Source organism: Vibrio sp. 704 (genome assembly GCF_033339295.1).
Window position 1 is genome coordinate 1 of the sequence record NZ_JAWOUH010000376.1, and the last position, 744, is coordinate 744.

At 49.5% G+C, this 744-nt stretch carries 1 pseudogene; it reads right to left on the minus strand.

The features are described from left to right. Positions 1–744, minus strand: a pseudogene (vscC, locus tag R7R24_RS26570) (SctC family type III secretion system outer membrane ring subunit VscC); the annotation flags it as partial.

Consider the following 744-nt stretch of genomic DNA (forward strand, 5'->3'; position numbering starts at 1 on the left):
CACTTTGACTCGCCAGCCTACTTGCCCTGACGGCAATTGACATTGAGTTAGCAGCGAGGACTTTTGCTGTGACAGTAAGTCTTGTTGGTAACGTTCTGCCTGCGTTTTTGACGTACAGCTGAATACTTCAACAACCGATTTAAATTCTGCGCTGTTGTTCGAAATGTTGTTGAGCTGGCCAATACTCGGGCCCCAATCATGCTCATTACCTATCAGCACGCTGTCACCAATGCCATCGACCACGATTCTCGGCTCGATAATGAACATGCGAACTGTGCGGCGCGTTGTGTTGGTGTTACTACGGAACAAAGCGCCTAGGTATGGAATGTCGCCCAACAGCGGGACTTTACGTAGCTGATGGCTCACTTCGTCTCGGTATACGCCACCAATGAGTAAGCTTTGCCCTTGTTTTACCGTCGCTAACGTACTGATTTCGGTTTTACGTACTGATGGAAGATCATCCACACCACCATCTGGGATCTTTGCGCCATCTTCTAAGTGAAGGCTCAAGTTGATCTCTGGTCGCGTCGCGAATCTGTCGCCGACGATACGAGGCACAATGCGCAACAAGGTGCCATACGTCACTTCTTCCAAAGCCGCCGTCTCTTTGCCAACCAATTTGACGTAAAACGTGCTGCTGTTGTTTAGCACCGCTTCGACGTTTTCTTGCGTGAGCAGCGTTGGTCTGGAAACGACTTGCGCACTGCCTTTCGATTCCAATAAACGAATTTGTGCCAACAAGTA